Source organism: Kitasatospora sp. NPDC127116, from assembly GCF_042677365.1.
GTDB lineage: Bacteria > Actinomycetota > Actinomycetes > Streptomycetales > Streptomycetaceae > Kitasatospora > Kitasatospora lactacystinica.
In genome coordinates this window covers 1-23380 of record NZ_JBHXTL010000055.1, presented here as the reverse complement: position 1 = coordinate 23380, position 23380 = coordinate 1, and the positions used below count along the sequence as shown (strand labels likewise).

Genomic DNA, 23380 nt, shown 5'->3' with positions numbered 1-23380 from the left:
CCGGGGCATCGCGCCGGGGATTGCATCCTGGGCATCAAAGGGAAGAGGCCGAGTTCAACCTTTTGATTGATGCCGGACGCCGGCGCGGAACTTAGGCTGGACGGATGGCGACCGAACGATCCAGAACCACCCCCGTCGCCCGCGTCCTCCAGGTCTGCCTGCACCTGCTCGTTGCGGGCCTGCTCGCGCTCGCCGTCGCCCGGGCCGTCTTCGTCGACCGGGGCGGCGATCCCGCCGCCGTCGCCGCCGCGGCCACCGCGATGGCCGCCGTCTACACCGTCGGGCCGCAGCTGGCCGCCGTGCGCCGCTCGCGCCGGGCGGCCGCGCTCTGGCTGGTGCTGCTCGGCGCCACCTGGGCGGGCGTGCTGATCGCCACCCAGGACGGGGTCTGGCTGGCGTTCCCGCTGTACTTCCTGGAACTGCACCTGCTGGGGCGGCGCGGTGGGCTCGTCGCCGTCGGACTGACCGCCGCCGCGTCGATCGCCGCCTGGTCCTGGCACCAGCACAGCTTCAGCTTCGCCGCCTCGATCGGGCCCGCGCTCGGCGCGGCCGTCGCTACCGCCACCGTGCTCGGCTACCAGGCGCTGTACCGGGAGAGCGAGGAGCGCCGCCGGCTGATCGACGAACTGACCGCCGCCCGGGCCGACCTCGCCGCCGCGCACCACGCGGCCGGGGTGCTGGCCGAGCGGGAGCGGCTCGCCCGGGAGATCCACGACACCCTCGCGCAGAGCCTCAGCTCCATCCAGCTGCTGCTGCGGGCGGCCCAGCGGGCCCTGCCGGAGCGCACCGAGGCCGCCGCCGGGTACGTCGAGCAGGCGCGGCAGGCCGCCCAGGACAACCTGGACGAGGCCCGCAGGTTCGTCCGGGCGCTCACCCCGCCCGCGCTGGACGGCGACCCGCTGCCGGTCGCGCTGGAGCGGCTGTGCGCGACGACGACGGCGCACGGCACGCTGCCCGTCCACCTGCACGTCTTCGGCGACCCGGTCCGGCTGCCGGCCGCGCAGGAGGTCGCGCTGCTGCGGATCGCGCAGTCGGCGCTCGGCAACACCGTCCGGCACGCGGGCGCCTCGCGGGCCGACGTGACGCTCAGCTACATGGAGGGCGAAGTGGCACTGGACGTGTACGACGACGGCGCCGGGTTCGACCCGGCGGTGGTGGCGGCCGGCCGCCCCGACGGGGACGGCGGGTTCGGGCTGCCCTCGATGCGGGCCCGGGCGCGGGCGCTCGGCGGCCGCTTCACGGTGGAGTCGGCGCCCGGGCAGGGCACCACGGTGGCGGTGCAGCTGCCCGTCACCCCGGAGGCCGGCCCGTGATCAGGCTGCTCATCGCGGACGACCACCCGGTGGTGCGGGCCGGGCTGCGGGCGGTGCTGGAGTGCGAGCCGGACTTCGCCATCGTGGCGGAGGCGGCCACCGCCGAGCGGGCCGTCGAACTGGCGGCGGAACCGGGCGTGGACGTGGTGCTGATGGACCTCCAGTTCGGGCCGGGCTCGGCGATGAACGGGGCGCAGGCCACCGCGGCGATCACCGCCCGGGCGGGCGCGCCGCGGGTCCTGGTGGTCACCACGTACGACACCGACGCGGACACCCTGCCGGCCCTGGAGGCGGGCGCCACCGGCTACCTGCTGAAGGACGCCCCGCCGGAGGAGCTCGCCCAGGCGGTACGGGCCGCCGCGGCCGGGCGCAGCGCGCTGGCGCCCAGCGTCGCGGACCGGCTGCTGGAGCGGATGCGGACGCCGGCGGCGGCGCTCAGCGCCCGGGAGACCGAGGTGCTGGGGCTGGTCGCGGACGGGCTGACCAACCAGCAGGTGAGCCAGCGGCTGCACCTGAGCCAGGCCACGGTGAAGTCCCATCTGGTGCACATCTACACCAAGTTGGGCGTGGACTCGCGCACGGCGGCGGTGCGCGAGGCACGGCGGCGGGGGCTGATCCGCCGAGCGTAGGGTGGGGGTGTTCCGTACCCGCAGCAGTGTGAGGAGCGCCCGATGACCGTCCGGCTCGACGAGCTCGCCGTCCCCGTGATCGCCGCCCCGATGGCGGGCGGCCCCTCGACGCCCGCACTGGTCGCGGCGGTGAACCGGGCCGGTGGGCTGGGCTTCCTGGCCGCCGGGATGAGGACCGCCGCCGGGATGTCCGAGCAGATCGCCGCGGTGCGGGCGTCGACCGACCGGCCGTACGGGGTGAACCTCTTCGTGCCGGGCACGCCCGGGGACCGGGCGGCCGTCGCCGCCTACCGGGAGCGGCTGCGGCCCGAGGCCGAGCGGTGGGGCGTGACGCTGCCGGAGGAGGACGGGCCGGACCGGGACGACTGGGAGGCCAAGCTGGCCGCGCTGCTCGCGGACCCGGTGCCGGTGGTCTCGTACACCTTCGGGCTGCCGACGGCCGAGGAGGCGGCGGCGCTGCGGGCGGCCGGGACGACCCAGATCGGCACCGTCACCACGCCGGAGGAGGCGCGGGCGGCGCAGGCGGTCGGGATGGACGCGCTGTGCGTGCAGGGCCCGGAGGCGGGCGGCCACCGCGGCACCCACCGGGTGACGGACGAGCCGGGGGAGCTGCCGCTTCTCGACCTGCTGGCCGCCGTGCGGGAGGTGACGGCGCTACCGCTGATCGCCGCGGGCGGGCTCGGCGACGGCCCGGCCGTCGCGGCGGCCCTGCGGGCGGGAGCGGTGGCGGTGCAGCTGGGCACGGCCCTGCTGCGGTCGGACGAGTCCGGGGCCGCGGCCGCCCACCGGGCCGCGCTCGTCGAGCTGCCGGAGACGGTCGTCACCCGCGCCTTCACCGGCCGCCCGGCCCGCGGCCTGCGCAACGCCTTCATCGACCGCCACGGCTCGTACGCCCCGCCCGCCTACCCCGAGGTCAACCGCCTCACCACCCCCCTGCGCGCCGCCGCCGCCCGCCGCGGCGACACGGCCGCCATGCACCTCTGGGCCGGCACCGCCCACCACCTGGCCCGCACGGGGCCTGCGGAGCAGATCGTCGCGGAGCTGTGGCAGGCGGCGCGGGGGTAGGGCGTCGGGGGCGCGCAGGACTCGGCGTGTTGTCCCTCGCAGGGGTGGATTGAGCGGGAATTCGCGGGGCGTAGTTGGACCGAGGTGCGAGCCGAGGTCGTGAAGCGGTTTCCCGAGCTGGTGACGCCGGAGGCGGAGACGAGGCGGGCGCAGGTCCGCCAGGAGATGCTTGCTCAGATTCGGGGGCATGAGCTGGCCGAGATGCGGAAGTCGGCCAACCTCACCCAGAAGGAGGTGGCGGCGCTGATGGGCGTGAGTCAGGCGCGGGTGTCGCAGATCGAGCACGGGCAGGTGGACAGCCTGGACAACCTGCGGGCGTATTCGGCGGCGATCGGCGGCGAGGTCGAGGTGACGATTCGGCGAGGGGAGCGGACGATCAAGGTGGCTTGATCGTCCGCTGCCTCCTCAGGACAGCAGGTCCGCCATCCAGGATTCGACGTCGGTGGCGGTGCGGGGGAGGGCGCCGGACATCAGGTGGGCGCCGTCGGCGGTGATGACCAGGTCGTCCTCGATGCGGATGCCGAGGCCGCGGAGTTCGGCGGGGAGGGTCTCGTCGTCGGGCTGGAGGTAGAGGCCGGGCTCGACGGTGAGGACCATGCCCTCCTCCAGGGTGCCGTCGAGGTAGCGGTCGGCGCGGGACTTGGCGCAGTCGTGGTAGTCGAGGCCGAGCATGTGGCCGCTGCCGCAGAGGGTGTAGCGGCGGTAGAGGCCGTTGTCCTCGGCGAGGGCCTCCTCGGCGGAGACGGGCAGGACGCCCCAGTCGGCGAGGCCTTCGGCGATGACCCGCATGGCGGCGCGGTGGAAGTCGCGGAACCGGGCCCCCGGGCGCAGCGTGGCGATGCCGGCGCTCTGGGCGGCGAGGACGAGGTCGTAGGCCTGGCGCTGGACCGGGGTGAAGGTGCCGCTGAGCGGGAGGGTGCGGGTGATGTCGGCGGCGTAGAGGGTGTCGGTCTCGACGCCTGCGTCCAGGAGGAGCAGGGAGTTCGGGTCGAGGGCGCCGTCGTTGCGGATCCAGTGCAGCACGCAGGCGTGGGCGCCGGAGGCGGCGATGGTGGTGTAGGAGGTGCCGTTGCCCTCGGCGCGGGCGCGCAGGTCGAAGACGCCCTCGATCCAGCGCTCGCCGCGGTGGTGGCGCAGTGCGGTGGGCAGGGCGCGGACGACGTCCTCGAAGCCGGTGGTGGTGTGGTCGACGGCCAGTTGCAGCTGTCCGATCTCCCATTCGTCCTTGACCAGGCGCAACTCGGAGAGGACGGCGGCCAGTTCGCTGTCCCGGTGGTCGCCGTTCGGGCGCCCGGTGGCCTCGTCGACCAGCGGGTCGGTGCCGGCCAGCACCCGGGTGGGCGGCTGGGGGCCGGTGAGCAGTTTGCCGAGGTCGTCGAGGTGTTCGGTGCGCACCCCGGTGAGCTGTGCCGCCTCGGCGAGGTCGGGCCGGGCGCCGACCCAGAACTCGCCGTAGCGGCGGTCGCGGTAGAACTCGCCGCCGTCGCGGGGGGAGCGGGGGCGCAGGTAGAGCACCGGCTCGTGGCCCTCGGGGCCGGCCGGTTCGAGGACGAGGACGTGGTCGGCCTGGTCCTCGCCGGTGAGGCCGGTGAGCCAGACGTACGCGCTGTGCGGGCGGAAGCGGTAGTCGAGGTCGTTGCAGCGGACCTTGAGCCGGCCGGCCGGGACGATCAGCCGCTCGCCGGGGAAGGCGGCGGAGAGCCGGGCGCGGCGGCCGGGGAAGCGGTCGTGGCCGGGGACGCGCAGGTCGGTGGGAATGGGGGTGGCGGCCCACCGGGTGCCCATGAACGAGGCGAGGGCGGGGGAGACCGGGAGGTCGTGGCTCCCGGTGTTGAGGCCGGTCGGGGGAAGGGTCACCGGTGAACTCCTTGGTGGGGCTGGGGAGATGCCTGGCACGGACACAGCTCGGTAACGGGAGCCGTCACCTCTTGTGCAGTGCAATTTCACATTACTATGTTACGGGTCACACAGCGCAGCGGCCAGATCCGGCGGATCGGGCCCCCCACAGCGGAGTTGCACATGACCAGGCGCACCCACGCCGCCCTCGCGGCGGCCCTCGCGGCGACCCTCACCCTCGGCCTCGGGGCCTGCTCCAACGACAAGAGTGACAGCGGCAGCGACGCCGCCCCCTCCGACGGCAAGGGCCCGGGCGCCGCGTCCGGCTCGGTCATCGGCGGCACCCCCGTCAAGGGCGGCACCCTCACCGTCCTGACCAACCAGGACTTCGCCCACCTCGACCCGGCCCGCAGCTGGGTGGTGCCGCACATGGACTTCGGCACCCGGCTGCTCTACCGCACCCTGACCACCTTCAAGGCCGAGCCGGGCGCGGCGGGCAGCGAGATCGTCCCGGACCTCGCCACCGACCTCGGCAAGTCCTCCGAGGGCGGCAAGGTGTGGACCTTCACCCTCAAGGACGGCCTCAAGTACGAGGACGGCACGCCGATCAAGTCCGCCGACATCAAGTACAACGTCGAGCGGTCCTACTCCCCGGACCTCACCGGCGGCCCCGACTACGCGATCCAGTACCTGGCCGGCGGCGAGAACTACAAGGGCCCGCTGAACGGCGAGCACCTGGCGAGCATCGAGACCCCGGACGACAGGACGATCGTCTTCCACCTGAAGCGCCCGGTCGCCGAGTTCTCCTCCACCGTCTCGCTGCCGACCTTCTCCCCGGTGCCGCAGTCCCAGGAGAAGGGCACCCAGTACGACGCCCGGCCGTTCTCCTCCGGTCCGTACAAGATCGAGACCTACGACCGCGGCAAGCAGCTGGTGCTGGTCCGCAACACCAACTGGGACCCGGCCACCGACACCGTCCGCAAGGCCTACCCGGACAAGGTCGTGGTCACCCAGGGCATCAAGGGCGGCCAGGCCGACGACCGGATCATCGCCAGCGACGGCGCCGACGCCAACGCGATCAACATGCCGTGGATGGCGCACGAGACCGTCGCCAAGGTGCTGCCCAAGCCGGACGTCAAGGCCCGGATGGCCGCCGAGGTCACCGGCTGCACCGACATGCTGTACATGAACACCGCCAAGGCCCCCTTCGACGACCCGAAGGTGCGCGAGGCGATGATGTGGGCGGTCGACCGCGAGGGGCAGGTGACGGCCTTCGGCGGCCCGGCGATGGCCGACGTGGCGACCTCCTACCTGCCGCCCTCGCTGACCGGCGGCGTCAAGTCCGACCCGCTGAAGGTCCCGGCGGCCGGCGACCCGGAGAAGGCCAAGAAGCTGCTCCAGGAGGCGGGCAAGAGCGACCTCAAGGTCTCGCTCACCGTCTCGCTCGGCGACAAGAGCCGTGCCGAGGCGATCCAGCAGTCGCTGTCCAAGGCCGGCGTCCAGGTCACCATCAACACCACCGACCCGTCCGCCTTCCAGGACACCGTCGGCGACATCAAGAACGCCCCCGACCTGACCATCAGCGGCTGGTGTCCCGACTACCCCTCCGGTGCGACCTTCCTGCCGTTCCAGTTCGACGGCCGCACCATCAAGGAGAAGGGCAACCAGGGCAACCTGAGCCAGTTCAAGGACCAGGCCACGATGGACCGGATGGACCAGATCGCGGCCATGACGGACGTCAGCGAGGCCAACAAGGCCTGGCAGCAGCTGGACCAGGACCTGGCGAAGAAGGCCCCGGCCGTCCCGCTGATCTGGCAGCGCCGCCCCCTGCTGGTCGGCACCAACGTGGCCGGCGCCTTCGGCAACTCGGGCTTCGCCGGGATGCTCGACCTGGGTGCCATCGGCCTCAAGGACCCCGCCAAGGGCAAGTGAGGGGCCGGCAGCGATGAGTACCACCACTGAGCCCGCCGCCGTGGCCGACGCCACGGCGGGGGGCGCCAAGAAGAGTGCCGGGCGCGGGCCCTGGCGGCTGGTCTGGGACCAGCTGTGGGCCAAGGGCTCGGCCCGGTTCGGGCTGATCACCGTCGGCGTGCTGATCCTGATCACGGCGCTGGCCGGACCGCTCAGCGCGCTCGGCGGCTGGACCCCCGAGGAGTTCGACAAGCGCGCCGTCGACCCGTACCTGGGCGGCGTGCCCAGGGGCGACTTCGGCGGCATCAGCGCCCGGCACTGGCTGGGCGTCGAGCCGGGCAGCGGCCGCGACCTGTTCGCCCGGGTGCTGCACGGCGGTCAGGTGTCCCTGCTGATCGCGTTCACCGCGACCGCGGTGGTCGTGATCGCCGGCACCCTGGCCGGCATCGCGGCGGGCTACTTCGGCGGCCGCGTCGACACGCTGCTGTCCCGGCTGATGGACCTCACGATGTCCTTCCCCTCGCTGATCTTCATGATCGCGATGATGTCGGTGGCCAAGGACGTCAACCGGATCCTGCTGATCACCCTGGTGATCGGGCTGTTCACCTGGCCCGGCATCGCCCGGGTGGTGCGCGGCCAGACCCTCTCGCTCAAGCACCGCGAGTACGTCGAGGCCGCCAAGGTCGGCGGGGCGCGCTCCTGGCGGATCCTCACCCGCGAGATCCTGCCGAACGTCTCCGGCCCGATCATCGCCTACACCACCCTGCTCATCCCCGGCATGATCGCCACCGAGGCCGCGCTCAGCTACCTCGGCGTGGGCGTCCGCCCGCCGACCGCGTCCTGGGGCCAGATGATCGCCGAGAGCATCGTGCACTACGAGACCGACCCGACCTACTTCCTGATCCCGACCGCCTTCCTGTTCGTCGCCGTGCTCGCCTTCACCCTGCTCGGGGACGCGCTGCGCGACATCCTCGACCCCCGGGGAGGCCGGTCGTGATCCTCTACCTCGGCCGCCGCCTGCTCGGTGTGGCGGGCATCCTGCTCGCCATCTGCGCCATCACCTTCACCATCTTCTACCTGCTGCCCAACGACCCGGCCGCGGCCGCCTGCGGCAAGACCTGCAGCCCCGAGCGGCTCGCCGACGTCAAGGCGGCGATGGGCCTGGACAAGCCGGTCTGGGACCAGTTCCTGGCCTACCTCGGCGGCATCTTCGCCGGCCGCGACTACGGCTCCGGCCCCAGCGCGGTGCACTGCGGCTTCCCCTGCCTCGGCTACTCCTACGAGTACGGGCTGCCGGTCTGGGACCTGCTCACCGACCGGCTGCCGGTCTCCGTCTCGCTGGCCCTCGGCGCGGCCGTGCTCTGGCTGGTCCTCGGCCTCGGCGCGGGCGTCACCTCGGCGCTGCGCAAGGGCCGACCGGTCGACAAGACGCTGATGGTGCTGTCCGTCGGCGCCGCCTCGCTGCCGGTCTACTTCACCTCGATCATGCTGATCTGGGGCGTCGTCAGGACGGCCGGGCTGCTGCCCTACCCCTCGTACCACAAGTTCACCGAGAACCCCTTCGAGTGGGGCTCCAACCTGCTGCTGCCGTGGATCGCGCTGGCCCTGCTGTACGCGGCCATGTACGCCCGGCAGAGCCGCAACTCGATGATCGAGGCGATGGCCGAGCCGTACATCCGCACCGCCCGGGCCAAGGGCCTGCCGCCGCGGACGGTCACCGTCAAGCACGGGCTGCGCGCCGGGATGACGCCGATCCTGACCATCTTCGGCATGGACCTCGGCGGCCTGCTGGCCGGCGCGGTCATCACCGAGTCGATCTTCGGCCTGCCCGGCGTCGGCCGGCTGTTCTACGACGGCCTGGCCCGCTCCGACCAGCCCGTCATCCTCGGGGTCACCCTGCTCGCGGCCTTCTTCATCGTCGCGGCGAACCTGCTGGTCGACCTGCTCTACGCGTTCGTCGACCCGAGAGTGAGGTACTGATGACCAGGCTGTTGGAGGTCGAGGACCTCAAGGTCGCCTTCGACACCCCGCGCGGCACCGTCCGCGCGGTGGACGGGATCTCCTTCGTCGTCGAGGCCGGGCGCACCCTCGGGCTGGTCGGCGAGTCGGGCAGCGGAAAGTCCGTCACCTCGCTCGCCGTCATGGGCCTGCACCGCGGCGCCGCCGTCACCGGCTCGATCCGGCTGAACGGGCAGGAGCTGAACGGGCTCGGGGAGCGGGAGCTGGGCACCGTCCGGGGCCGCCGGATCGCGATGATCTTCCAGGACCCGCTGTCCAGCCTGCACCCCTTCTACACCGTCGGGGAGCAGATCGCCGAGCACTACCGGGTGCACTTCAAGGCCAACCGCAAGGCCGGGCGGGCCAAGGCGGTGGAGATGCTGGCCGAGGTCGGCATCCCGGAGCCGGCCCGCCGGGTCGACGAGTACCCGCACCAGTTCTCCGGCGGCATGCGCCAGCGCGTCATGATCGCCATGGCGCTCGCCTGCGAGCCCGAGCTGCTGATCGCCGACGAGCCCACCACGGCCCTCGACGTCACCGTCCAGGCGCAGATCCTCGACCTGATCGCCCGGATCCAGCAGGAGCGCGGCCTCGGCGTGGTGATGATCACCCACGACCTCGGCGTGGTCGCCCGGGTCGCCCACGAGGTGCTGGTCATGTACGGCGGCCGGGCCGCCGAACAGGCCCCGGTGGACCGGCTGTTCGCGCAGCCCGCGCACCCGTACACGCGCGGCCTGCTGGACTCGCTGCCGCGCCTGGACGACGCCGACGACGCCCCGCTGCGGGCCATCCCCGGCAGCCCGCCGTCGCTGATCGCCCCCGCCCCCGGCTGCTCCTTCGCCCCGCGCTGCGCCCGCACCACCGCGGCGTCCGCCGAGGAGCAGACCCGCTGCCTGGCCGAGCGCCCCGTGCTCGACCGGCTCGCCCCCGGCCACCAGGCCGCCTGCCACCTGCCGCTGGTGCCGGAAGGGGTGCTGTGATGACCACACCGTCGACGAAGGGCGCGACCGCGCCGCTGCTGTCCGTCCGGGACCTGGTGAAGACCTTCCCCGGCCGGCGCGGCCGCACCGGCCGGCCCGGGGCGCCGATCCGGGCGGTGGACGGGGTGAGCTTCGACGTCGGCGCGGGCGAGACGCTCGGCCTGGTCGGCGAGTCCGGCTGCGGCAAGTCCACCACCGGGCGGATGATCGTCCGGCTGCTCGACCCGACCTCGGGCACCGTCACCTTCGACGGCACCGAGATCGGCGGGCTCTCCCAGGCCCGGCTGCGCCCGCACCGGCGCGACCTCCAGATGGTCTTCCAGGACCCGTACTCCTCGCTCAACCCCCGCCAGACGGTGGCCCGGATCATCTCCGAGCCGCTGCTGGTCCAGGGCGGGAGCGCGGCGGACGCGCGCAAGCGGGCCGGCGAGCTGATGGAGCTGGTCGGGCTGATCCCCGAGCACCTGGACCGCTACCCGCACGAGTTCTCCGGCGGCCAGGCCCAGCGCATCGGCATCGCCCGCTCGCTGGCCACCTCGCCGCGGCTGGTGATCGCCGACGAGCCGGTCTCCGCGCTGGACGTCTCCATCCAGGCCCAGGTGGTCAATCTGATGGAGCGGCTCCAGAAGGAGCTGGGGCTGGCGTACGTGTTCATCGCGCACGACCTCTCGGTGGTCAAGCGGGTCTGCGACCGGGTCGCGGTGATGTACCTGGGCCGGATCGTGGAGATCGGCGACAAGGCCGAGGTGTACGGCGCTCCCGCGCACCCGTACACCAGGGCGCTGCTGTCCGCCGTCCCGCTGCCCGACCCGGAGGCGGAGCGCAACCGGGAGCGGATCGTGCTGCTCGGCGACCCGCCGAGCCCGGCCGACCCGCCGCCCGGCTGCACCTTCCACCCGCGCTGCCCCAAGGCCCAGGACATCTGCCGGACCGAGCGGCCGCTGCTGAGGATCGCCGGGCCCGACGAGCGGCAGGCCGCCTGCCACTTCCCGGAGGCCTGAGGCCGCACAAGCCCCCGGTCGGACGCGGCGGGGAACCCTGCGAGGGCCGCGTCCGACCGGGTTCCACCCTTTCCCCGCCCACTCTCCGCGCTCGGTCCTGCTGCCCGCTCACTCCTCGGCGGGCAGCAGGCCCTCCTCCGGCAGCAGCCGGCGCGGGCCGGGCCCCTCGGCGGCCAGCTCGTCCCCCGGGTTGAGCACCCGGCAGCGGCGCAGCGACACGCAGCCGCAGCCGATGCAGCCGGTCAGTTCGTCCTCCAGCCGCTCCAGTTCGGCCCGGCGGGCGCGCAGCTGCTCGGCCCAGCGCAGGGAGATCCGCTCCCAGTCGTGCTTGCCGGGCATCCGGTCCTCGGGCAGGCCGGTGAACACCTCGGCGACCTCGGAGAGCGGGATGCCGAGCCGCTTGGCGACCAGGATGAGCGAGATCCGGCGCAGCACGTGCCGCCGGTAGCGCCGCTGGTTGCCCGTCGTGCGCTCGGAGGAGATCAGCCCCTGGTCCTCGTAGAAGCGCACCGCCGAGGTGGCGATCCCGGCCCGCCGGGCCACCTCGCCGACGCTCAGCAGATCGACCGGCGCGGTGGTCATGGCGGCTCCTTGACTTCAAGTTCTCTTGAAGTCCTAGCGTACCGGACGTGACCGAATCAGCTGCCGTCGACAACGACACCACCACCGCCGAGCTGGACAGTTACCCGTCGGAGTCGCCGTCCGCGGGAGCCCCCGGCGGGTGGCGCGAACTCTTCTCCCGCCGCTACGCCGCCTCCGCCTCGATCCTGGCCGGCGGCGTCGCGCTGTACGCGATGAACCTCTACTTCACCGCCGCCCTGATGCCCTCGATCGTCGCCGACATCGGCGGCGAGCGGTACTACGCGTGGGTGGCCACCGGCTTCCTGATGGCCGCCGTCATCGCCTCGATGCTGGTCAGCCGGCTGCTGGACCGCCTCGGCGCCGCCCGGGCCTACGTGCTGGGCTTCCTGGTCTTCGGCGCCGGCGCGGTGGTCAACGCGCTCAGCCCGTCGATGGCGGCGCTGATCCTCGGCCGGGTGGTGCAGGGCCTCGGCGGCGGGCTGGTGGCCGGGCTCGGCTACGCCGTGATCCGCAGAGCCCTGCCGGAGCGGCTGTGGACCCGCGCGGCCGGACTGGTCTCCGCGATGTGGGGCGTCGGAACCCTGGTCGGACCGTCGCTGGGCGGGCTCTTCGCCCAGCTCGGCGCCTGGCGCGGGGCGTACGTCCTGCTGCTGGTCGCCGCGCTGGTGCTGGCGGTCCTGGCCCGCCGGGTGCTGCCCGGGCGCCCCGGCGCGGGGCACGGCAGCGGCCCGGTGCCGCTGCCCTCGCTGCTGCTGCTCACCCTGGCGGCCGCCGCCTTCAGCGTCAGCTCGACGGTGCCCAGCGGCTGGCCGACGGCCCTGTGCCTGCTCGCCGGACTGGCGCTGCTGGTGGGCTTCGTGGCGGCCGAGCGGCGCGGGGCGGCCACGGTGCTGCCGCAGCAGACCTACCGGGCCGGCAACCCGCTGAAGTGGCTCTACCTGACCGTCGCGGTGCTCTGCGCGGGCGTGGTGACGGAGAACTTCATCCCGCTGTTCGGCCAGCAGCTGGGCGGCCTCTCCCCGCTGGTGGCCGGGTTCCTCGGGGCCACGACCTCGGCCGGCTGGACCACCGCCCAGCTGTTCAGCGTCGGGATCGGGACGGCCCGCGGCCGGGCCCTGGCGATCCGCGTCGCACCGCTGGTGCTGGTCGGCGGGCTGCTGGTCTACGGGCTGACGCAGACCGGGCACGCCTCCGGGCCGCGGGTGGTGCTGTGGGCGGTGGCGCTCTTCGGCGCCGGCACCGGGATAGGCCTGGCCTTCCCGCACCTCAGCGTGGCCGCGATGCGCAGCAGCGGCGACCCGGCGGAGGGCGGCAAGGCGGCCGCGGCGATCAACACCACCCAGCTGATCGCCTTCTCGGTGACCTCGGCGCTGGCCGGCACCCTGGTCAACCTGGGCGGGGACACCCCGGTCGACTCGGCCCGGTACATGACCCTGGGGATCGCCGCGATCACCGCCCTCGGGGTGGCCACGGCCGCGCGCACCGCCCGCAGCCTCGGGCGCTGAGCCGGGGCGGGCACGGGCGGGCCCCGTGGCGGGCACGAGCGGGGTAAGAGCGGGCCCCGACGGGGCGGGCACGAGCAGGCCCCGGATCCCTTGTCGTCGGGGGGATCCGGGGCCTCTTCCGCGGGGCTTCCCGGCTCAGGAGGCCGGGCCCACCCGGACGGTGGTGATCTTCCCGCCCTGGGACTCCCGGACGACCTCGATCTTGGTGTTGGTGTCCGGCACCTTCACCGTCAGCTGCGGCGTGGCCGGGTCGCCGTAGACCCCGGTGCGGTCGTTGAAGACCGGGACGGCCGGCTTCGACGGGATGCGCACCGCGACGCCGCCCTTGTGCAGGGTGAACGGCGTGGTCGGCTTGAGCGAGAAGGTCGCGTCGTAGGTCTGCGCCCGCCCGTTGACCAGCGTCCCGTCGGCGAAGCGGATCGGCGCCGGGCGGGCGTCGATCGGCAGGATCAGCCCGCCGCCGGGGTGGTCCTTGGTGTTGTTGTCACCGTACGAGGTGTCCCACAGCCAGATCAGGACGCCCTCCTGGTACGGGTAGTTGTCCACCACGTTGGCCTTGCCCGCGACGCCGCTGTAGCCGAAGTTGTACGGGCCGGTCTTCAGGAACGCCCCGTAGCCGGTGTAGCGGCGGTTCTCGGCGAGGTACGCGCGCGGGTGCTGCTTGACGGCGGTGCGGCCGTCGATGGGGGTGAAGCCGTTGGCGGTCCAGCCGTTCGCGCCGTTCTCGGCGCCGTCGGTGAACAGCTCGGCGCCGCCGGCGGTGGCCTTGACGGCGTCCACCAGCACGCCCCGGCCGTGGGTGTTGCTGTCCGAGGTGACGTGGAAGCGCAGCCGGACCTGTCGGCCGAGGTAGCCGTCCAGCGGGATGTGCAGCTGCTTGTAGGCGCCGGACGCGCCGCTCAGTCCGGGGGTGTTGGCGCTGGTGTTGCCGATCGGGGCGCCGTCCACGGTGCCGCCGAGGGCGGTCCAGTGCTTGCCCTCGTCGGTGGAGGCCTCGACGGTCAGGAAGTCGTAGTCCTGCTCGGTGTCGTACCAGACCGCCGCGTCCAGGGCGGCCGGACCGGCGGCGGTGCGCAGGTCGACGTCCCGGGTCAGGGAGTTGTCCTGGTTGTCGCCGGTGTCGCTCCACCACTGCCTGGCGCCCTCGTACGGGTCGGCGAGGTCGGTGCGGGTGGTGCCGTCCGGCAGGTGGACCAGGACGGCCTGGGCCTGGTCGGTGTTGTAGCTGCTCACGCCGAGGGCGTGGGTGGAGCGGGTGGCGGCCTGCGCCTCGTCGTAGTCGAGCCAGCCGAACTGCAGCTTGCTCCAGGCGTCGAGGTCGCCGGGGTAGCCGCCGGTGGTGTTCGGGCCCTTGCCCAGGTACGAGCCGGAGGACATCAGCGACCAGAAGTTGACGCTGTTGTCACCGCCGTTGGTGGGGTAGAGGTCGGGCAGGCCGAGGTTGTGGCCGTACTCGTGGGCGAACAGGCCGACGCCGCTGTTCTCGCCCCCCTGGACGTAGTCGTAGACGTACAGGCCGGTGTCGCCGACGGGGGCGCCGCCGATCTTGTTGCCCTCCGGGCCGGTCTGCCCGGTCGCGTCCGGGAAGGTCCAACTGCGGTGCGCCCACAGAGCGTCGGCGCCCTGGGCGCCGCCGCCCCAGGTCTCGTCCACGCCCGCGTGCACCACGACGACGTTGTCCAGGTAGCCGTCCGGCTGGGCGAACTCGCCGTCCTTGTCGTGGTCGTAGCGGTCGTAGACGTCGTACTGGGCGAGCTGCGCCTTGATGTCGGCGGCGGAGCGGCCCTTGGCGATCTCGCCGTCGTACCAGGCCTTGACGGCGTCCCGGACGAACTCCTGCCCCTGGGTCCAGGCGCCGGAGCCCTGCGGGCCCTTGTTGCTGCCGTAGCGGGCCTCGTTGTACGGGAGGGTGACCCAGTCGCTGACGGTGCCCTCGACGTCGTACCGGCCGGAGGACTGGGTGCGGTAGTAGTTGCGCATCGACACGGCGCCGGGCGAGTCGTCGAAGAACAGCTTCTGGTAGTAGTCGCGGTTGAAGTCCTGCGACCACAGGGTGTGGTTGTCGTCCTTGCCCGGCTTGGGGATCAGGTTGTGGGCCGGGCCGGGGGTGCCGCCGTAGCGGGGCTGGCCGTTCCACTGGGTGGTGTTGTCCACCTCGTCGCCGAACTGGGCGAGGATCACGAAGACCTTGTCCGTGCGCTGGTGCGCGAGCTGGACGTAGTCGTTGCCGATCTTCACCTTCGCCGGGGCCCGCTTGCCGGCGCTCTTGGCGACGGAGCCCTTGTTGAGCTGCTCCAGGGCCTTGCCGCGCAGCGCCTGGCGCTCGCGCTCCTGGGGGGCCAGCGGGGCGGGCGGGGCCTCGGCGCCCTGTTCGGCGTCGGCCTGGGCCGCGGCGAGGGCGGCGGGGGTCGGGGGTGCGGCCTGGGCGGGGGTGCCCAGCAGGGTGGCCGCTATCGCGCCGGTGGTGAGCGCGGCGGCGAGGGCGGCGGACAGTCTGCGCAACTGACCGGTCCTTTCGGGGGGATGGGGGTCCTTCAGGTCATCAGTCGGTGAAGCGCAGGTAATATTTCACATGTGACGGGTCACGTGGAAGAGGTGTGGAGCAAGCGGAAGGGCGCCGCACCAGGAGGTACGACGCCCTTGGCCTGCCGGACCGTCAGCCGGTGGTGTACTCCAGGGCCACGCTGACCACCACCAGCGCGCCGTACACCAGCGCGAGGGTGCTCCGCCCGGTGGCGTGCAGGGCGAGCGCGCCGGTGCCGAGGACCAGCAGCTTGACCACGATCTCCGCACCGACCGGCAGCCGGACGGCCGGCCCGCCCGCGGCCAGGAACAGCGCCCAGACGCCGGCCGCCAGGGCCGGAGCGCCGAGCCCGAACAGCAGCCGCAGGCCGGCATTCGGGCCGGCCTGGAAGCCCCAGTAGCAGAGCGACGCCAGCAGGGCGAGCTCCAGCCCGAAGGCGAGTCCGGCGTTGCCCGCGGCCAGTGGCGTCCACTGCCGCCGCCCGACCGGGCCGGGTCGGTCGATCCTCATCCGCGTTCTCCCCGTCGTCCTGGCCCGCCCGGACCGGGCGGCGATCGTGCGGAGTGTCGCAGTCCGGCCCGGGCGGTGCAACGGACTACCCCAGGGACGCCCGCAGGAAGGCGAGTTCGGCCTCGGCGAGCTGCTCCATCAGGCCGCCCGGGGTCATGTGGGTGGCCCCGGGCAGCGGCAGCACGCTGTGCGGCCGGCCGGCCCTGGTGAGCGCCTGGGAGAGCAGCAGGGTGTGCGAGGGGTGGACGTTGTCGTCGGCCAGCCCGTGGATCAGCAGCAGCGGCCTGGCCAGGCCGGGCGCGTCGGTGATCAGGCAGTCGTCGGCGTAGCCCTCGGGGTTGTCCTGCGGCAGGCCGAGGTAGCGCTCGGTGTACGCGGTGTCGTAGAGCCGGAAGTCGGTGGGCGGGGCGCCCGCGCAGGCGGCGTGGAAGACGTCCGGGCGGCGCAGGACGGCGAGCGCCGCGAAGTAGCCGCCGTAGGACCAGCCGCGCACGCCCACCCGGCCGAGGTCGAGGTCCGGGTGCCGCTCGGCGAGCGCGTGCAGGGCGTCGACCTGGTCGTCCAGCGCCACCTGGGAGAAGCGGCGGAAGATGGTGCGGGTGAACTCGGGGGAGACGAACGGGGTGCCGCCGTTGTCGACGGTGACGACCGCGAAGCCCTGGTCGGCCCACCACTGCTTGAGCTGCCAGCGGCGCGGCTCGTTGGCCACCGCCTGGTAGCCGGGCCCGCCGTAGACGTCCAGCAGGACGGGCAGCCGCCGGCCCGGGACGTGGTCGCGCGGGTAGACCACGGCGCTGGGCAGGGCGCGCCCGGTGACCCGGGCGAGTCGCGGTTCCACCCGGTGGGGCAGCGCGGCGCTGTGGTCGGTGAGCGGCAGCTCGCGGCCGTCGCGGCTGACGACGCGCCGCACGCCCTCCGGGCCGGCCGAGGTGAGCAGCAGGGTGTCGGCGGCGGCGAGGGCCGTGTGGGTGCCGGGGCCGGAGGCGAGCGGTTCGGGGGCGCCGCCGTCCGGGTCGACCAGGTGGACGTACTGGTCGAAGGGGTCGCCCTCGCCGGTCTCGCAGAGCAGCCGGCCGTTCAGCCGGCCGACGACCCGGCGGATCTGCAGGCCGGCGGTGTCCAGCGGCTTGCCGTCCAGCGCGAGGCCGCGGGCCTGCGGGGTGTCGTGGACGGTGAGCAGCCGGCCGTCGGCCAGCCGGGCCGGGGTGCCGGGCAGGTCGTCCACCCAGAACTCGTCGGTGGTGCGGGAGAGTTCGGTGCTCGCGCCGGTGGCCGGGTCGACGCTCAGCAGCAGCACGTTCTGCTGCAGGCGGTCGGCGACGGTGAGCAGCACCTCCTCGGCGGAGGCCCAGGAGGCGGCGCAGACGTACGGGAACTCCTCGGCGTCCCAGCGCAGTCGGACCCGGGTGCCGTCGAGGCCGAGCACCCAGAGCTGGACGTCCGCGTTGGGGCCGCCGGCCTGCGGGTAGGCGAAGTCCTCGGGGGCCTCGCCGGGGTGCGCCGGGTCGGCGAAGTAGCGCCGGGGGACGGCGGATTCGTCCACCCGGGCGGCCAGCAGCGCGCCGCCGTCCGGGCGCCACCAGTGGCCGCGGGAGCGGCCGAGCTCCTCGGCGGCGGCGAATTCGGCGACGCCCCAGCGGGCGCCGTCGACGGGGGAGAACGGTTCGAGGGCCGGGGTGACGTACAGGGCGTCCTCGGCGACGTAGGCGACGCGCTGCCCGGTGGCGTCCGGCCGGGGGTCGAACGCGGGCCCGGCGACGGGGAGTTCGTCGCTGGTGCCGGCGGTGGTGTCGGTGCGGAACAGTCGGCCGTCCAGGGTGAAGACGGCGGTGGCGAGGTCGGCGGTGGCGGCGTACGTGCCGATGCCGGCGGCGACCAGCCGGGTGCGCTCGCGCAGCCGGCGCTCGACGACGGGCAGGTCGTCGCGGCGGCCGGTGCGGCCGGGCAGCAGCGCGGCCGGGTCGGCGACCAGGCGCTCCTCGCCGGTCGCGGTGTCGAGCAGGTGGAGGCGGTCCACCGGATCCTCCGGACCGGTGGAGCGGAGCAGCAGCAGCCGGGTACCGTCCTCGGCGAGGGTGTACGCACGCGGCGCGCCGAAGGCGAACCGGCCGGTACGGGCGCTGAGGGCAAGGAAGGCGTCGGTGTTGGTCACGGCCCGATGGTGGTCGCGAGGTGTGGGCCCCGACCAGTAGTCTGTCATGTGAAATGTCACACATCAGTGCGTGCCGGTGTCGACCGGCCCGCCGAGACGTCGAGCCACCGGCGCGCCGACCACCGGTGCGCCGGCCAGCGGAGGAAACCGTGACCGAGGACCTGCGGACCGCCGAACCCCCGGCCCCCCTGCCCGCCGCCGACCGGCTGTTCAGCGTGTCCCCGCAGACCGCGCACCTGAACCACGGCTCGTTCGGCGCCGTGCCCGTCCCGGTGCAGCGGGCGCAGGAGCGGCTGCGCACCGAGCACGAGCGGGACCCGGACGGCTTCTTCGCCGACCTCCCCGCCCGGATCGCCGCCGCCCGCGCCCTTCTCGCCGCCGAGCTGGACACCGACCCGGACCGGCTCGCGCTGGTCGCCAACGTCACCGAGGCCGTCGCGATCGCCCTGGACAGCATCCCGTTCGCCCCCGGCGACCGGATCCTGGTCACCGACCACGGCTACGGCGCGGTGACCCGGGCCGCGGTCCGCAGGGCCGCCGAGACCGGCGCCGACGTGGTGGTCGTCGAGGTGCCGCTGGACGCCCCGGACGAGCAGGCCGTCCGGGAGGCGGTGCTCGCCGCCGTGGACGGACGCACCACCGTCGCGATCCTGGACCAGCTGACCTCGCCCACCGCCCGCCTGGTGGCCGGCCCGGCCCTGCTCGCCGACCTGCGCGCCCGCGGCGTGACCACCGTGGTGGACGGCGCCCACGCCCCCGGCATGCTGCCCGCCCCGATCGATCCGAACGCCGACTTCTGGTTCGGCAACCTGCACAAGTGGGCCTTCGCCCCGCGCGCCACCGGCGTGCTCGCCGTCCGCCCCGAGTGGACCGCCCGGGTGCGCCCGCTGGCACTGTCCTGGGAACACGACAAGGGCTTCCCGGGCAACGTGGAGTGGCGCGGCACCTGCGACTACACCCCCTGGCTGGCCGCCCCGGCCGGCTTCGAGCTGCTGCGCGACCTCGGCCACGCGGAGGTGGCCGCCCACAACACCGCCCTCGCCGCGTACGGCCGCCGGGTGCTGGCCGAGCGGGCCGGCCTGGCGCCGCTGCCCGCGACCCCCGGGGTCTGGATGAGCACCGTCCGGCTGCCGGACGGGTTCGGCGAGACCGAGCCGCAGGTGAAGGCGCTGATGGCCGAGGTGTGGCACCGGCTCGGCACCCGGATCGCCGTCCGCCCGTGGGCCGGCGGCGGGGTGCTGCGGGTCAGCGCGCAGCTGTACAACCGGCCGGAGGAGTACGAGCGGCTGGCGGACGGGCTGGTGGAACTGCTGAAGGGCTGAGCCCCGGGGCCGGGGCCGGGGCCGGGGCCGGGCCGTCGGCCGGCGCCGGTGGCCCCGGTGGTCCCGGTCGTCCAGGTCACGGAAAAACGGTGCTATCGATGTCACTCCTCCCGGGTAACCTCTCGCTGAGATGCGAGATCACACCAACCACACCCGGACGGCGATGAACACCCCCGATCCAGAGCCCCAGGACGACCAGGAGCTCAGCCCCGCCGAGGCGTACGCGGCCAGCCGTCGCCGGGCGAAGGAGCAGGCCACCGCCCTGTACGGCTTCCAGCAGCTGTACGACTTCCCGCTGGACGACTTCCAGCTGGAGGCCTGCGAGACGCTGGAGGCCGGATCCGGCGTCCTGGTCGCCGCCCCCACCGGCTCCGGGAAGACCATCGTCGGCGAGTTCGCCGTGCACCTGGCCCTGGCCGCGGGCCGCAAGTGCTTCTACACCACGCCGATCAAGGCGCTCTCCAACCAGAAGTACGGGGACCTGGTCAAGCGCTACGGCGCCGCCAAGGTCGGCCTGCTCACCGGCGACAACACCGTCAACGGCGACGCACCCGTGGTGGTGATGACCACCGAGGTGCTGCGCAACATGCTCTACGCGGGCTCCAGCACCCTCGACGGCCTCGGCTACGTCGTGATGGACGAGGTGCACTACCTCGCCGACCGCCTCCGCGGCGCCGTCTGGGAGGAGGTCATCATCCACCTCCCCGAGTCGGTCACCCTCGTCTCGCTCTCCGCGACCGTCTCCAACGCCGAGGAGTTCGGCGACTGGCTGGACACCGTGCGCGGCGGCACCAAGGTGATCGTCTCCGAGACCCGCCCCGTGCCGCTGTGGCAGCACGTGATGGCCGGCAACCGGATGTACGACCTGTTCGCCGACCCCGACCGCGACGGCCGCCCCAAGCACAACCTGAAGAACCCCGGCAAGGCCGTCAACCCCGAGCTGGTCCGGCTCGCCCGCTCCGAGCTCGACCGCAACCCGCGCGACCGCTTCGGCCGCGGCCGGGGCCGCTCGATGCCCAACGGCCGGCCCGGCCGGGTCTGGACGCCGAGCCGCGTGGACGTCATCGACCGGCTCGACGCCGAGGGCCTGCTGCCCGCGATCACCTTCATCTTCAGCCGGGCCGGCTGCGAGGCCGCCGTCCAGCAGTGCCTCAGCTCCGGCCTGCGGCTCAACAAGGACGCGGACCGCGCCCGGGTCCGGGCGATCGTCGAGGAGCGCTGCGCCGACATCCCCGACGAGGACCTGCACGTCCTCGGCTACTTCGAGTGGCTGGACGGGCTGGAGCGCGGCATCGCCGCCCACCACGCCGGGATGCTGCCCCGGTTCAAGGAGGTCGTCGAGGAGCTCTTCGTGAAGGGCCTGGTCAAGGCCGTCTTCGCGACCGAGACCCTGGCGCTCGGCATCAACATGCCCGCCCGCTCGGTGGTCATGGAGAAGCTCGTCAAGTGGAACGGCGAGACCCACGCCGACATCACCCCCGGCGAGTACACCCAGCTCACCGGCCGGGCCGGGCGGCGCGGCATCGACATCGAGGGCCACGCCGTGGTCCTCTGGCAGCGCGGCCTCGACCCCGAGGCGCTGGCCGGCCTGGCCGGCACCCGCACCTACCCGCTGAAGTCCTCGTTCCGGCCCTCCTACAACATGGCCGTCAACCTGGTCTCCCAGTTCGGCCGGCACCGCTCGCGCGAGCTGCTGGAAACCTCCTTCGCCCAGTTCCAGGCGGACCGCTCGGTGGTCGGCATCGCCCGTCAGGTGCAGCGCAACGAGGAGGGGCTGGAGGGCTACCGCGAGTCGATGACCTGCCACCTCGGCGACTTCGACGCGTACATGGAGCTGCGCCGCAAGCTCAAGGACCGCGAGAACGAGATGGCCCGCGAGGGCAGCAGCCAGCGCCGCGCGGCCGCCGTCGAGTCCATCGAGCAGCTCAAGCCGGGCGACGTCATCCACGTGCCCACCGGCAAGTTCGCCGGCCTCGCCCTGGTCCTCGACCCGGGCCTGCCGCCGGTCAACCGCTCCGGCCGGGGAGGCCCGCGCCACCCCGACTACCAGGACGGCCCCCGCCCGGTGGTGCTCACCGCCGAGCGGCAGGTCAAGCGGCTCGCCATGATCGACTTCCCGCACCCGGTCGTCGCGGTCGAGCGGCTGCGCATCCCCAAGTCCTTCAACCCGCGCAGCCCGCAGTCCCGGCGCGACCTCGCCTCGGCCCTGCGCACCAAGGCCGGTCACCTGGAGCCCGAGCGGTTCCGGCGCGGCCGCGCGGCCGCCGCCGACGACCCGGAGATCACCCGGCTGCGCACCGAACTGCGCCAGCACCCCTGCCACGGCTGCTCCGACCGCGAGGACCACGCCCGCTGGGCCGAGCGCTACCACCGGCTGCACCGCGACACCGAGCTGCTGGAACGCCGGATGCGCTCGCGCACCCACACCATCGCCCGCACCTTCGACCGGGTCTGCGGACTGCTCACCGACCTCGGCTACCTCAGCGGTGACACCGTCACCGACGACGGCAAGCGGCTCGGCCGGCTGTACGGCGAGCTCGACCTGCTCGCCTCCGAATGCATCCGCGAGGGCGTCTGGAGCGGCCTGGCCGCCGCCGAACTCGCCGCCTGCGCCTCGGTGCTGGTGTACGAGGCCCGCCAGTCCGACGACGCCGGCGCCCCCCGGGTGCCGGAGGGCGCGGCCAAGGAGGCGCTCGGCAAGATGGTCCGGATCTGGGGCCACCTGGACGCCCTGGAGGAGCAGCACCGGATCAACACCGCGGAGGGCGTCGGCCAGCGCGAGCCCGACCTCGGCTTCGCCTGGGTCGCTTACCGCTGGGCGCTCGGCCACAACCTCGACCAGGTCCTGCGCGACGCCGACATGCCGGCCGGCGACTTCGTCCGCTGGACCAAGCAGCTGATCGACGTCCTCGGCCAGATCCAGGACGCCGCCGGCGAGGACGTCGAACTCCGCCGGACCGCCCGCAAGGCCGTCGACGGCCTCCGCCGCGGCATCATCGCCTACTCCTCCGTGGGCTAGGTCGTTTCTTTTGGATCAGCGGGCGGACCAGATGAAGATGCCGGCGATGTGGAGTTCGGCTTGGAAGACGGTGGCGGTCTTCTCGTAGCGGGTGGCCAGGCCACGCCAGTTCTTCAGGCGGTTGATGCACCGCTCGACGGTGTTGCGCTGCTTGTAGGCCTCGCGGTCGAAGGCCGGCGGGCGACCGCCGCGACGGCCCCTGCGCTTGCGGTTGGCGATCTGGTCGGCGGGCTGCGGGATCACCGCCCGGATCCCGCGCCTGCGCAGGTGCTCGCGGATGGCCGTGACGAGTAGGCCCGGTCGGCCAGGACCACGAGGGGCCGGGTGCGTGGCCGACCGATCGGCCTGGGCACGCGAAGGGCGGCCATGACGTGCTCGAACGCGGGTGCGTCGCCGGCCTGGCCGGGTGTGAGGTGGAAGCACAGCGGGCGGCATCGGCCGTCCGCGGCAAGGTGGATCTTGGTGGTCAGCCCGCCGCGGGAGCGTCCGATCGCATGGTGATCGGGTTCGTCGGCCGGGGCCCCCTTTGGCGGGCCCCGGCCGCGTTCTGGTGCGCTCGCACGATCGTGGAGTCGACCGAGACGACCCAGTCCAGGTCGCCCTCGGCGTCGGCCTGGGCGAGCAGGGCGGTGAAGACCCGCTCCCAGGTGCCGTCGATCGCCCAGTTCCTCAGCCGCGTGTAGACGCCCTTCCACGAGCCGTACTCGGCGGGCAGGTGCACCCACTGCGAGCCGGTCCGGAACTTCCACGCGATCGCGTCGATCACCTGCCGGTGGTCGCGCCAACGCCCGCCCCGTCTCGGCGTCCGGTCCGGCAACAACGGCTCTATCCGCGCCCACTGCGCGTCAGTCAACGGCACGACCAGACCAACGATCCGATGATCGGAAAGAAACGCCCTAGCCGGACACCCGAAGGGGCCCGCCCGCTCACCCGAGCGCGCGGGCCCATTCGCTTTCCCGCTCCCACCCCATCCGGCTTCGCCTCGCCGCCGGGGCTTCCACGGCGTTGCGCAGGAAGTCGGCCCGGCCGACTT

The 23380-nt window shown here is 73.5% G+C and carries 17 protein-coding genes and 1 pseudogene; 12 read left to right on the top strand and 6 right to left on the bottom strand.

What is annotated here, in order from left to right:
- Nucleotides 1–104 precede the first annotated feature (104 nt).
- The 4 genes from ACFVHV_RS22190 (at nt 105) to ACFVHV_RS22175 (ending at nt 3397) form a co-directional block, all read left to right on the top strand.
- The gene (locus tag ACFVHV_RS22190) at nt 105–1313 is read left to right on the top strand and encodes a sensor histidine kinase (protein WP_359901109.1); all 1209 of its coding nucleotides are present in this window, start codon (nt 105–107) and stop codon (nt 1311–1313) included.
- Nucleotides 1310–1942, top strand: a complete 633-nt coding sequence (locus tag ACFVHV_RS22185; RefSeq protein ID WP_359901106.1) for a response regulator transcription factor — start codon at nt 1310–1312, stop codon at nt 1940–1942. The genes ACFVHV_RS22190 and ACFVHV_RS22185 overlap by 4 nt, the downstream gene beginning before the upstream one ends.
- Before the next feature lie 42 nt (nt 1943–1984).
- Nucleotides 1985–3007, top strand: coding sequence for a nitronate monooxygenase (locus ACFVHV_RS22180; protein WP_359901103.1), 1023 nt, complete (start codon nt 1985–1987; stop codon nt 3005–3007).
- Between the two features lie 99 nt (nt 3008–3106).
- Nucleotides 3107–3397: a helix-turn-helix transcriptional regulator gene (locus tag ACFVHV_RS22175; protein ID WP_359901100.1), complete on the top strand. Its 291-nt coding sequence runs from the start codon at nt 3107–3109 to the stop codon at nt 3395–3397.
- Between the two features lie 15 nt (nt 3398–3412).
- Here the strand turns inward: ACFVHV_RS22175 and ACFVHV_RS22170 are convergent, their stop codons facing one another.
- Nucleotides 3413–4864: an aminopeptidase P family protein gene (locus ACFVHV_RS22170; protein WP_359901097.1), complete on the bottom strand. Its 1452-nt coding sequence runs from the start codon at nt 4862–4864 to the stop codon at nt 3413–3415.
- A 162-nt stretch (nt 4865–5026) separates the two neighbouring features.
- On the opposite strand from ACFVHV_RS22170, the gene ACFVHV_RS22165 reads away from it, so the two are divergent.
- The 5 genes from ACFVHV_RS22165 to ACFVHV_RS22145 are packed head-to-tail and all read left to right on the top strand — an operon-like array spanning nt 5027 to nt 10733.
- On the top strand, nt 5027–6775 hold the full coding sequence (locus ACFVHV_RS22165; RefSeq protein WP_359901094.1) for an ABC transporter substrate-binding protein: 1749 nt from the start codon (nt 5027–5029) through the stop codon (nt 6773–6775).
- A 13-nt stretch (nt 6776–6788) separates the two neighbouring features.
- Nucleotides 6789–7751, top strand: a complete 963-nt coding sequence (locus ACFVHV_RS22160) for an ABC transporter permease (RefSeq protein WP_359901091.1) — start codon at nt 6789–6791, stop codon at nt 7749–7751.
- Complete coding sequence (locus ACFVHV_RS22155; RefSeq protein WP_359901089.1) at nt 7748–8734, top strand: ABC transporter permease; 987 nt, start codon at nt 7748–7750, stop codon at nt 8732–8734. The genes ACFVHV_RS22160 and ACFVHV_RS22155 overlap by 4 nt, the downstream gene beginning before the upstream one ends.
- On the top strand, nt 8734–9732 hold the full coding sequence (locus tag ACFVHV_RS22150; RefSeq protein WP_380352887.1) for an ABC transporter ATP-binding protein: 999 nt from the start codon (nt 8734–8736) through the stop codon (nt 9730–9732). The genes ACFVHV_RS22155 and ACFVHV_RS22150 overlap by 1 nt, the downstream gene beginning before the upstream one ends.
- Nucleotides 9732–10733 (top strand): ABC transporter ATP-binding protein, encoded by a 1002-nt coding sequence (locus ACFVHV_RS22145; protein WP_380352885.1) that lies wholly within the window; start codon nt 9732–9734, stop codon nt 10731–10733. Before ACFVHV_RS22150 ends, ACFVHV_RS22145 begins: the two co-directional genes overlap by 1 nt.
- Before the next feature lie 108 nt (nt 10734–10841).
- On the opposite strand, the gene soxR is transcribed toward ACFVHV_RS22145, so the two are convergent.
- Nucleotides 10842–11315, bottom strand: coding sequence for a redox-sensitive transcriptional activator SoxR (gene soxR, locus ACFVHV_RS22140; RefSeq protein WP_359901080.1), 474 nt, complete (start codon nt 11313–11315; stop codon nt 10842–10844).
- 47 nt (nt 11316–11362) lie between these two features.
- On the opposite strand from soxR, the gene ACFVHV_RS22135 reads away from it, so the two are divergent.
- Complete coding sequence (locus tag ACFVHV_RS22135; RefSeq protein ID WP_380352883.1) at nt 11363–12820, top strand: MFS transporter; 1458 nt, start codon at nt 11363–11365, stop codon at nt 12818–12820.
- A gap of 135 nt (nt 12821–12955) precedes the next feature.
- Here ACFVHV_RS22135 and ACFVHV_RS22130 read toward each other — a convergent pair whose 3' ends face one another.
- The 3 genes from ACFVHV_RS22130 to ACFVHV_RS22120 all read right to left on the bottom strand — a co-directional run bounded on the left by ACFVHV_RS22130 (nt 12956) and on the right by ACFVHV_RS22120 (nt 18006).
- Nucleotides 12956–15322, bottom strand: a complete 2367-nt coding sequence (locus tag ACFVHV_RS22130; RefSeq protein WP_380352881.1) for an immune inhibitor A domain-containing protein — start codon at nt 15320–15322, stop codon at nt 12956–12958.
- 154 nt (nt 15323–15476) lie between these two features.
- Nucleotides 15477–15854 carry a YrdB family protein gene (locus ACFVHV_RS22125; protein ID WP_380352880.1) on the bottom strand — a complete coding sequence of 126 codons (378 nt, stop codon included), beginning with the start codon at nt 15852–15854 and terminating at the stop codon, nt 15477–15479.
- Nucleotides 15855–15939: 85 nt separating this feature from the next.
- Nucleotides 15940–18006, bottom strand: coding sequence for a prolyl oligopeptidase family serine peptidase (locus ACFVHV_RS22120; protein ID WP_380352878.1), 2067 nt, complete (start codon nt 18004–18006; stop codon nt 15940–15942).
- A 149-nt stretch (nt 18007–18155) separates the two neighbouring features.
- On the opposite strand from ACFVHV_RS22120, the gene ACFVHV_RS22115 reads away from it, so the two are divergent.
- Together ACFVHV_RS22115 and ACFVHV_RS22110 are read left to right on the top strand one after the other, a co-directional pair.
- Nucleotides 18156–19328 carry an aminotransferase class V-fold PLP-dependent enzyme gene (locus tag ACFVHV_RS22115; RefSeq protein ID WP_359901066.1) on the top strand — a complete coding sequence of 391 codons (1173 nt, stop codon included), beginning with the start codon at nt 18156–18158 and terminating at the stop codon, nt 19326–19328.
- A 163-nt stretch (nt 19329–19491) separates the two neighbouring features.
- Nucleotides 19492–22347, top strand: coding sequence for a DEAD/DEAH box helicase (locus ACFVHV_RS22110; RefSeq protein ID WP_380352907.1), 2856 nt, complete (start codon nt 19492–19494; stop codon nt 22345–22347).
- 15 nt (nt 22348–22362) lie between these two features.
- On the opposite strand, the pseudogene ACFVHV_RS22105 reads toward ACFVHV_RS22110, so the two are convergent.
- Nucleotides 22363–23212, bottom strand: a pseudogene (locus ACFVHV_RS22105) (IS5 family transposase).
- Between the last annotated feature and the right edge of the window lie 168 nt (nt 23213–23380).

Bases quoted from the DNA above. Each gene is read 5' to 3' on its own strand.
- ACFVHV_RS22190 (WP_359901109.1), top strand. From the start codon at position 105: ATGGCGACCGAACGATCCAGAACCACCCCCGTCGCCCGCGTCCTCCAG.
- ACFVHV_RS22180 (WP_359901103.1), top strand. From the start codon at position 1,985: ATGACCGTCCGGCTCGACGAGCTCGCCGTCCCCGTGATCGCCGCCCCG.
- ACFVHV_RS22165 (WP_359901094.1), top strand. From the start codon at position 5,027: ATGACCAGGCGCACCCACGCCGCCCTCGCGGCGGCCCTCGCGGCGACC.
- ACFVHV_RS22160 (WP_359901091.1), top strand. From the start codon at position 6,789: ATGAGTACCACCACTGAGCCCGCCGCCGTGGCCGACGCCACGGCGGGG.
- ACFVHV_RS22150 (WP_380352887.1), top strand. From the start codon at position 8,734: ATGACCAGGCTGTTGGAGGTCGAGGACCTCAAGGTCGCCTTCGACACC.
- ACFVHV_RS22145 (WP_380352885.1), top strand. From the start codon at position 9,732: ATGACCACACCGTCGACGAAGGGCGCGACCGCGCCGCTGCTGTCCGTC.
- soxR (WP_359901080.1), bottom strand. From the start codon at position 11,315: ATGACCACCGCGCCGGTCGATCTGCTGAGCGTCGGCGAGGTGGCCCGG.
- ACFVHV_RS22125 (WP_380352880.1), bottom strand. From the start codon at position 15,854: ATGAGGATCGACCGACCCGGCCCGGTCGGGCGGCGGCAGTGGACGCCA.
- ACFVHV_RS22110 (WP_380352907.1), top strand. From the start codon at position 19,492: ATGAACACCCCCGATCCAGAGCCCCAGGACGACCAGGAGCTCAGCCCC.